The organism is Streptomyces vulcanius, from assembly GCF_042653945.1.
GTDB classification, from domain to species: Bacteria; Actinomycetota; Actinomycetes; order Streptomycetales; family Streptomycetaceae; genus Streptomyces; species Streptomyces mangrovi.
Genome location: NZ_JBHSFK010000011.1, coordinates 286551 through 294926 on the forward strand (window position 1 = coordinate 286551; position 8376 = coordinate 294926).

Consider the following 8376-nt stretch of genomic DNA (forward strand, 5'->3'; position numbering starts at 1 on the left):
GGTGGTGTCAGGACTCACTGATGAACCCGGTCACGGTCAGTTCGCCCGTGCTGCCCCGGCCCACGTCCACCTGCTGTCCCGGTGCCGGCGGCTCGCCGTGGCCGACCCAGCTCGCCCGGTACAGCAGGCCGTTGATGGCCACATAGCCCTGGGGCCGCAGCGCGGTGCGGACGGTGGCGGACGGGTGGGAGGACGCCGTCCGCCGTCGGGCGGGGGCCGCGAGGGCCGTCGTAGGGGCGTCCCGCTCGTCCGGCGCCCGATGGCCCGGGTCGGCCACCGTGGCGGGCGCCGGCTGCTGCGGGCGCGACCGGGACCTGCCGCCGCCGCGGTGGCGGGGCGGCTGGGTGCCCTGGGGCGTGCCCGCGCCGGCCTCGGCGGGTGTCGTGGGCGGCGGACCGACCGTCGGGTGGGTACGGCGGACCAGGACCCCCATGGTGATCAACAGGCAGGTGAGCAGGGCGACCACGAAGAGGATCAGGGGGAGGTCGCCGCCCGAGGACGAGCCGTCGTCCCCGGAGCCCGAGAGGTCCGTGCCGTCGCTCGTCCCGGTGGCGTGGGACGGGAGCGCGGTGTCCGCCGGGCCGGCGGTGAACAGCGCGGTTGCGCCGTCCTGCACGACTCCCTTGTCGACGAGGTACTCCCCGCTCCTGGACTCGGTGCTGACGGCGTCGCAGAAGCCGTTCAGCGGGCAGCCCGAGAATTCGCGCAGTCGCTGATCGACGCGTTCGGTCAGCGCGGACACCGTGCTGTCCCGGCCCACGATGCGCTGGGAGGCCAGAGCCAGCAGCAACGTCCCGCCGGAGCCGGTGCGCACGCTGTTCGGCACGATCACGATCACTCGGTCGCGCAGTTGCTCCACCGCTTGCTTCACCGTGTCGGGACCGGTGTCCTCGGGAAGGTCCTGCGGTGCCGTGATCGTCACGACGACGCGCTCGCCGGTCGACGCGTGCTCGCCCCAGCACCGCAGGGACGCGGTGAACTCCTGTTGGGGGCAGGCCGCCCCGGCGGTCCGGGTGGCGGCCGGGCCGACGGGCCCCGGGGGATCGGGACGCTGGGCGCCGGAGGGTATCGCGGTGACCAGCGTCAGCGCCGAGCCGAGCAGGACGGCGCCGAGCAGGACCCGGCGGACGGCGGCCCGGCGCGCGGCGGCGGGGGTGCGACGGGTGGGAGGGCGGTGCGGGGCGCGGGGCGGCGGGCTCGACGGTGGTGTCACAGGCTGAACACCTCGCGGCATCGGGTGAACATGGTCGCGGCCTGGTCGACCCAGCCCGACGCGGTGGCGTCGAAGTCGGGCTGGGTCATCCGGCAGGACAGGGGCAGGGTGCACACGCCGCCCAGGTGCGGCCGGTCGCCGCGCACGTTCCACACGGAGAGGGTCGGGATCAACTGCTCGATGTTCCAGGCGTTGGCGGCGGCGGCCCGGGCCAGCTCGCCCGGCGCCAGACCGCGGCCGGTCGTCATGAACGCCACCAGGAAGCGGCGGGACGTGGTGAGGTGGACCTGCAACCGGTCGGCGGCCGGGCGGCGCGACACACTGAGCGTGATGTGCGTGGCCGCGTCGTGGGCCGGTACGCCGATTCCGGTGGCCCAGCGGTTCACCAGGCCGTTCCAGTCGGTGTCGAGGAGGAAGTGGGGCGGGTACCCGGTGTGTTCAGGTGTCATGACCGGCCGCCTCGATCACCAGGGCGTCCGTGAGTCCGTCCGCCAGGAGAGCCTGCGCGTTCCACGCGAAGTCGCCGCCGCCCTCACCGGGCCGGGCCGGCGGCGCCCACACGGTGGGTGTGTACGGCCGGGGAACCGCGGGCAGCGTCGGTGTGTCGGGGTCCGCCGCCCGGGTGCCGAGGGCGTCGAGCAGTTCGGCCGGAGTGGGCCGCCGGTCCGGCCGTTTGGCGAGACAGGCGGCCACCAGGAGCCGTAATTCCTGGGGCAGGGCGCTCATATCGGGTTCGGTGTGCACGATGCGATAAAGGAGCTGAGCGTTGTTTCCGGTCCCGAAAGGACCCTGCTCGCTCGCGGCGAATGCGAGCACCAGCCCGAGGGAGAACACATCGCTCGCGGGGGAGAGAACTCCGCCGGTGATCTGTTCCGGTGACATGAAATGCGGAGTGCCGAGCAGGGAGTCCGGATCGGTCAGCGGCGGAAGGTCGGTCACATGTGCGATGCCGAAATCGATGACCCGTGGGCCTTCCGCATTCATCAGCACATTCTGCGGCTTGAGGTCCCGATGCACGATTCCGGCGGCGTGGATGTCCGCGAGCGCCTCCGCCAGTCCGGCGCCGAGCTGCCGCACCCGGTCGGGGGTGAACGTGCCGCCCACCCGCACGGCTTCCCACAGGGAGGGGCCGGGCACGAACACCGTGGCCAGCCAGGGCTCTTCGCACTCGGTGTCGGCCTCCACGACCGACGCGGTATAGGCCCCGCTGACCGCCTTGGCGGCTGTCACCTCCCGGGCGAACCGGCTGCGGAACCGCGGTTCCCTGGCCAGTTCGGGGCGGATGACTTTGACGGCCACCGACCGCCCGCCGCGCGTCCTGGCCAAGTAGACGGATCCCATGCCCCCTTGGCCGAGAAACGCCGACACCTGATAAGGGCCGATGCGTACCGGCATGCGTTTCTGTTCCACGGTGTGTTCGATTCCCCCCGAAAACAAACGCCCTGATCGCGCTTTTGTTCGGAGCGTGATCCGGCAGGTGTGGCGAATTCACCGTCCCCTGCGCGGCGAATACCGGTACAGAGTAGCGGCGTTGGCCGATTTTGTATGTCGTTGTGGAAAACGGGACAGGTGTGGGGGAGGTGTGGTTCGGCAGAAGGGGGCTCAGGGGGCGCGCAGTGCCGCGGTGAGCCCTGTATGCGCCCCCTCGTGCGCGGGCAGAATCGTTCTGTCAGTGATCACCATGAACTACCCGGGAAGGCAGGTCGGTTGTCGTGCAGTTGCGTCTTCCCGCCTCCGTGTCCGAAGCGCAGCGGTGTCTGGCCGACGGCGCGATACCGATCGGCGGGGCCACCCTGGTCTGGGCCGCCTGGCAACGGGACGGCTTCCCCGAGCAGGCCGTGTCGTTGCGCAACGTGCCCGAGGCCAACGTGGTCGGCCGGGAGGAACTGGGCGCCGCGGTACTGCTGCACCGCGTCGACGCCACCGTGCCGGAAGCGCTGCACCGGGCGGCCCTGGGAGTGGGCACGGGCGCGGTGCGCCGTACCGCCACGGTCGGCGGCAACATCGTCGGCAGCACCCTGCGCGACCTGCTCCCCGCGGCCCTCGTCCTGAACTCCCGGGCGACGGTCCTGGAGTCCGACAACGTGTACGACGCCGACCTGCCGGAGGTGGTCGCCAAGCGGCACCTCCTGCTGGGCCTGCGCTGGCGCACCCCGCTGGCCAGCGGCTACCGCAAGCTGGAGGGCGACCCGGGCGGACCCCCGCCCCTCATCGTCGCGGCGGCGGTCCACGGCGATGGCGGTGACGGCCCGGGGCGGCTGCGCGTCGCGGTCCGCGACGGCTACGAGGTCGTCAGCGAGAGCACGCCGTGGGAGGCCGGCACCGACGCCGGACAGGTGCTCGACGCCCTGGAACCCACCGACCTCGGCTCACTGCCCGCCGAGGCCCGGGCCGCGGTCCGCGCCCAGGTCGCCGACGTACTCGCCCGCGCGGCATAGGAGTTCGCACCGCGACGCAGGGGCGAGCTGCGCTCGGGCGGCGCCGGTTGCTCGTGTCACGTCTCCCGCGCGGGGGCGTACGCCTCCTCCTCCAGTCCGAAGGTCCAGGCGACTCCCGCGCGTGCCGTCCGGGTGGACGGCGGTACCCGGAGCCAGTAGGTGCGCCGGGTGCCGTCCGGCTCCGGGGTGGAGTTGACGACCTCCACCATCACCACCGGCTCGTCGCCCTGGAGATCGATCCGCCACAGGACGCCCGTCTCGTCGCGGTGGACGGGACGGGCACCGGAGTCCGCCAGATAGCGGTCGTAGCCGTAGTACTCCAGCATCACCCGGCGCAGTTCGGCGTTCTCCTCGGCGCGGATCCGCTCCGGAGTGAGCGCCGGCAGCTCCGCGAGGAAACCGGCCGGCACCGGCATACCGCGCCACGCGTACAGCGCGAAGCCGTCCGGATAGGCGAGCGCCGGGCCGTCGCCGTGGTCGAGCCGGCCCGCCTCGTCCCGGTGCAGGGCCACCGGGCGCTCGCACACCACCGCCACCCGCGCGTACGGCCACCACCAGCCGGCGCTGCGGCACACCGCGGCCAGCCCGTCCAGCGGACCGTCGTCCGTGGCGAACGCGGCGAGCCACGGCGCGTCGTGCTGCCCCAGCACCGCGTCCAGGAGGGTCAGCCTGACCTCCGTGGCCGCCTTCCCGGTGTCCTCGCCGACCAGGTCCGCCAGCACCCCGGCGCGGATCCGGTCCACCAGGGCCTGCGTCGACCCCCACAGCCGGCCGCCGGTCGCCGCCCAGTGCGCCGCCCAACCCGCCGCACCCAACTCGCCGTGCAGTCGGTGCCGTTCGCCGGCCCAGGGCGCACTGCGGATCGCCTCGCGCACACTGGGACCCGGGTCCCGCAACGCCCGGATCAGGGTCACCGCCTCGCGCGGCGAACCGGCCCACACCACCTCCTCCGGCTCCGCCAGCCCGGCCTGCCGGTAGGCCCGCCGTACGCCCGCCTCGGCGGCGGCGCGGTCCGCCGGAACGGCCGCCGCGGCCCACCCCCGCCACGCGTCGACGCCCGTGTCGGCGGCAACCCGGCCCGCCCGCGTCTCCATCGTCGTCATCTCCATCTCCCCGTCCCTCACCCTCTGGTCAGCCACCCTCTGTGCAGCACCCTCTGTTCAGTCAGCCTCTGGTCAGTCCGCGACGATCCGCACGGACCCCGGTACGTACTCCCGCTGCCGGATCACCCGGAACCAGCCCTTCGGCAGCGCGATCACCGCGTGCTCCTCGTGGACCACCCGGCCGCCCTGCGGGAGATGCAGCAGCAGCGGACCGAACGGCCCCGGCTCGCGCACCAGATCACCCGGTCCGACCACCGCGTGGGCGTGTCCGGTGACCTCGCCCAGCGCCAGCACCAGCCGCCCCCGCCCGTCCCGCGCCTCCCTCGGCGCCTGCCCGGCATGCGGCGGCACCGCCTCCTCCGCCACCGGCACGATCAGCACGTCTCCCTGCCGGTACATGGCTCTCCCCTCACCGCCGGGTGCACCCCGCACCGGCTCATGACCACGACCGTAGGGGCCGCCACTGACAACGGCTCCGACCCCGGCCCCGCCGACGGGCGTTGTCAGTGGCTGTTGGTAGAACTGCGGACGTCGGGAACGCACGTTCTTTCTTCTTGGGAGCAGCCCTATGACCGTCAACAGACACCTGGACGAGCTGTACGGGCTGCGCAGCCACACCTTCCCGGCCCTCGACGGGGGGACCGGCAACCTCCCCGCCCCGGACGCCGTCGCCTGGCGGTTCAACACCAACCACTTCTATTCCAACGGCGAGGACTGGAACTCGCTCTTCGCCCGCTTCTGCGACACCGTCGACACCACCCGCGTCAAGGCACTGATCGTCGGCCAGTGGGGGGACGCGTCCTCCGACGACTCCGCCGAGGCCGTCAAGACGCTGGTCGCGGCCCGGGACAGCTTCCCCGCGCTGCGCGCCGTGTTCATCGGCGACATGGTCGGGGAGGAGTGCGAGATCTCCTGGATCAGGCAGACCGACGTCACCCCGTTGCTGACCGGCTTCCCCGAGCTGGAGGAGTTCGGTGTGCGCGGCGGCTCCGGGCTGGAGTTCCCCGCGACGAGCCACCGCGCGCTGCGCAAGCTCGTCATCCAGACCGGCGGACTGTCCGCCGAGGTGGTGCGCGGGGTCGGCGCCGGCGACCTGCCCGCCCTGGAACACCTGGACCTGTGGCTCGGCACCGACGAGTACGGCGGCGACAGCGAGGTGGCCGACCTGGAGCCGTTCCTGTCCGGTGCCCGTCTGCCGCGTCTGCGCCATCTGGCCCTGCGCAACAGCGAGATCCAGGACGAGATCGCCGTGGCTGTGGCCGCCGCGCCCGTGGTCGCCCGCCTGGAGGTGCTGGACCTCTCCATGGGCATCCTGACCGACGAGGGCGCCGCCGCCCTGCTCGCGGGTCAGCCCCTCACCCACCTCAAGAAGCTCGACCTGCACCACAACTACCTCACCGAGCCGCTGATGGACCGTCTCCTGCAGACCCTCGGGGCCGCGGGGGTCGAGGTCGACCTCGACCACGACGGTGCCGAGGAGGACGAGGACGAGGACGACGACGAGCCGTTCCGCTATATCGCCGTGGCCGAGTGAGCGGCCCAACCGTGCCGCCGCCCCGCTTCGCGGTGGTCGGCAACCCCGAGAACCGACGCGTCGCCCTCTTCGCCGACGCGGTGCGCGCGGCAGGACTGCCCGGCCCGCGCGTCGTCCCCTGGACGGACGTCCTGCGCGACGGGGGAGCCGACTTCGCCGCCGACGAGACCGTCCGGGTCGACTCGCCCGGCGAGAACCCGGAGGTCGACCGGCTGCTGCGGGGCGCCGGAGACCCCACCCGGGTCGAGGGCTCGGCCCGCTGGTACACCGGGCTCGTTGCCGCGCTGTCCGGGATGCGCGGGGGCATCCGCCTCGACGACCCGGACGACCTCGCCGTGCTGTTCGACAAGCGGAAGTGCCACGCCGTCCTCGACGCGGCCGGTGTTCCCGTCCCCGCCTCGCCCACCTCGGGCCCCGGCGGCGCGCCGGTGCGGGGCTGGGACGACGTGCGGGAACTGATGCGCGAGCACCGGATGCCCCGGCTGTTCGTCAAGCCCGCGCACGGGTCGTCCGCGTCGGGTGTCCTCGCCGTCGAGACGGGCGGCGGCGGCCGGATCAGGGCCACCACCTCGGTGGAACGCGCCCCGGACGGCCGCCTGTACAACTCCCTCAGGGTGCGCCGCTACGAGAGCGAGGAGGCCGTCGCGGCGATCGTCGACGCCCTCGCCCCGGACGGACTGCACCTCGAACGCTGGTTCCCGAAGGCCTCCCAGGACGGTAGGGCCGCCGATCTGCGGGTCGTCGTCGTGGCCGGCCGGGCCACCCATGCCGTCGTCCGCACCAGCCGCTCGCCCATGACCAATCTCCACCTCGGCGGCAGCCGCGGCGACCTCGAAGCCGTCCGGCGGTCCTTCGAGACGGCGGGCGCCCGCTGGGCCGACGTCCTCGGCGTGTGCGAACGGGCGGCGGCCTGCTTCCCGCGCACCCTCTGCGTAGGTGTCGACCTGCTCCCGGCGGTCGGCTGGCACGGGACCGCCGTCGGCGAGGTCAACGCCTTCGGTGACCTGCTGCCCCGGCTCACCGGTCTGCCCGGCAGCGGCGCCGAGGGCATGGACACCTATGCCGCCCAGGTGGCCGCCGTACTGCACGACCGGCACAGAACAGGAACTCCCCATGCCTGAGCCCGACATGCCTGAGCCCGACATGCCCGTGCCCGACATGAAGGACGTCGTCGGCAGCCACGATCTCCTCCTGGTCACCCTCGACACCCTGCGGTACGACGTCGCCGTCGAGCTCGCCGAAGCGGGCCGCATCCCGAACCTCACCCGTCACCTCCCCGGCGGCAGCTGGGAGAAGCGGCACGCGCCGGGCAGCTTCACCTACGCCTCCCACCAGGCCGTCTTCGCCGGATTCCTGCCCACCCCAGCCGCACCGGGACCGCATCCGCGGCTGTTCGCGGCGAGCTTCGCGGGCAGCGAGTCCACCGCCGACGGCACCTTCGTCTACGACACCCCCGACCTGGTCTCCGGTCTGGCCAAGGAGGGCTACCACACGGTCTGCGTCGGGGGAGTGGGCTTCTTCAACAAGCAGGGCCCGCTCGGCTCGGTGCTGCCCGGCCTCTTCCACGAGTCCCACTGGACACCGGAGTTCGGCGTGACCTCACCCCACTCCTTCGAGAACCAGATCGCCCACGCCGAACGCGTCATCGGTGAACTCCCCGCCGGACAGCGGCTGTTCCTCTTCGTCAACGTCTCCGCCCTGCACCAGCCGAACTGGTTCCACCTGCCCGGCGCGACCCGCGAGGCCGGCGACAGCCGTGAGACGCACGCTGCCGCCCTGGAGTACGTGGACCGGCACATCGGCCGCCTCTTCGCCGCCGCGAGCAGCAGACGCCGCTGCTTCGCGATCGTCTGCTCCGACCACGGCACCGCCTACGGCGACGACGGCTACACCGGCCACCGCCTCGGCCACGAGTCCGTGTGGACCGTGCCGTACGCCCACTTCTTCCTGGACCCCGCCGAGGCCGCTGCCTAATGCTGAAGTCAAGCCACGAGACGAAGAGTTGGCCGGGCTTCGAAGGGCCGACGGTCACGCAGGATGGCGTAGAGGACGTTGACCTTGCGCCGGGCGAGTGCGATCAGGGCCTGG

The 8376-nt window shown here is 72.8% G+C and carries 9 protein-coding genes; 4 read left to right on the forward strand and 5 right to left on the reverse strand.

Annotation, left to right across the window (positions count from 1 at the left end):
• Positions 1-7: 7 nt before the first annotated feature.
• From ACFPIH_RS19400 to ACFPIH_RS19410, 3 genes are read right to left on the reverse strand one after another with little or no spacing between them, the layout of a single operon-like run.
• On the reverse strand, positions 8-1213 hold the full coding sequence (locus ACFPIH_RS19400) for a hypothetical protein (RefSeq protein WP_381163285.1): 1206 nt from the start codon (positions 1211-1213) through the stop codon (positions 8-10).
• Positions 1210-1662 (reverse strand): hypothetical protein, encoded by a 453-nt coding sequence (locus ACFPIH_RS19405; protein WP_381163282.1) that lies wholly within the window; start codon positions 1660-1662, stop codon positions 1210-1212. The genes ACFPIH_RS19400 and ACFPIH_RS19405 overlap by 4 nt, the downstream gene beginning before the upstream one ends.
• Complete coding sequence (locus tag ACFPIH_RS19410) at positions 1652-2608, reverse strand: serine/threonine-protein kinase (RefSeq protein WP_381164562.1); 957 nt, start codon at positions 2606-2608, stop codon at positions 1652-1654. The genes ACFPIH_RS19405 and ACFPIH_RS19410 overlap by 11 nt, the downstream gene beginning before the upstream one ends.
• Positions 2609-2925: 317 nt before the next feature.
• Between ACFPIH_RS19410 and ACFPIH_RS19415 the strand changes: the two genes are divergently transcribed.
• On the forward strand, positions 2926-3651 hold the full coding sequence (locus ACFPIH_RS19415) for an FAD binding domain-containing protein (protein ID WP_381163279.1): 726 nt from the start codon (positions 2926-2928) through the stop codon (positions 3649-3651).
• Positions 3652-3707: 56 nt separating this feature from the next.
• On the opposite strand, the gene ACFPIH_RS19420 is transcribed toward ACFPIH_RS19415, so the two are convergent.
• Positions 3708-4754, reverse strand: coding sequence for a DUF6745 domain-containing protein (locus tag ACFPIH_RS19420; RefSeq protein ID WP_381163276.1), 1047 nt, complete (start codon positions 4752-4754; stop codon positions 3708-3710).
• Positions 4755-4826: 72 nt separating this feature from the next.
• On the reverse strand, positions 4827-5153 hold the full coding sequence (locus tag ACFPIH_RS19425; protein WP_381163273.1) for a hypothetical protein: 327 nt from the start codon (positions 5151-5153) through the stop codon (positions 4827-4829).
• Between the two features lie 169 nt (positions 5154-5322).
• Between ACFPIH_RS19425 and ACFPIH_RS19430 the strand changes: the two genes are divergently transcribed.
• Genes ACFPIH_RS19430 through ACFPIH_RS19440 form a run of 3 tightly spaced genes read left to right on the forward strand, consistent with a single transcriptional unit; the run spans position 5323 to position 8262 of the window.
• Positions 5323-6288 (forward strand): STM4015 family protein, encoded by a 966-nt coding sequence (locus ACFPIH_RS19430; RefSeq protein ID WP_381163270.1) that lies wholly within the window; start codon positions 5323-5325, stop codon positions 6286-6288.
• Positions 6285-7409, forward strand: coding sequence for an STM4014 family protein (locus ACFPIH_RS19435; protein ID WP_381163267.1), 1125 nt, complete (start codon positions 6285-6287; stop codon positions 7407-7409). Before ACFPIH_RS19430 ends, ACFPIH_RS19435 begins: the two co-directional genes overlap by 4 nt.
• Positions 7410-7446: 37 nt before the next feature.
• Complete coding sequence (locus ACFPIH_RS19440) at positions 7447-8262, forward strand: STM4013/SEN3800 family hydrolase (protein WP_381164559.1); 816 nt, start codon at positions 7447-7449, stop codon at positions 8260-8262.
• Positions 8263-8376 lie beyond the last annotated feature (114 nt).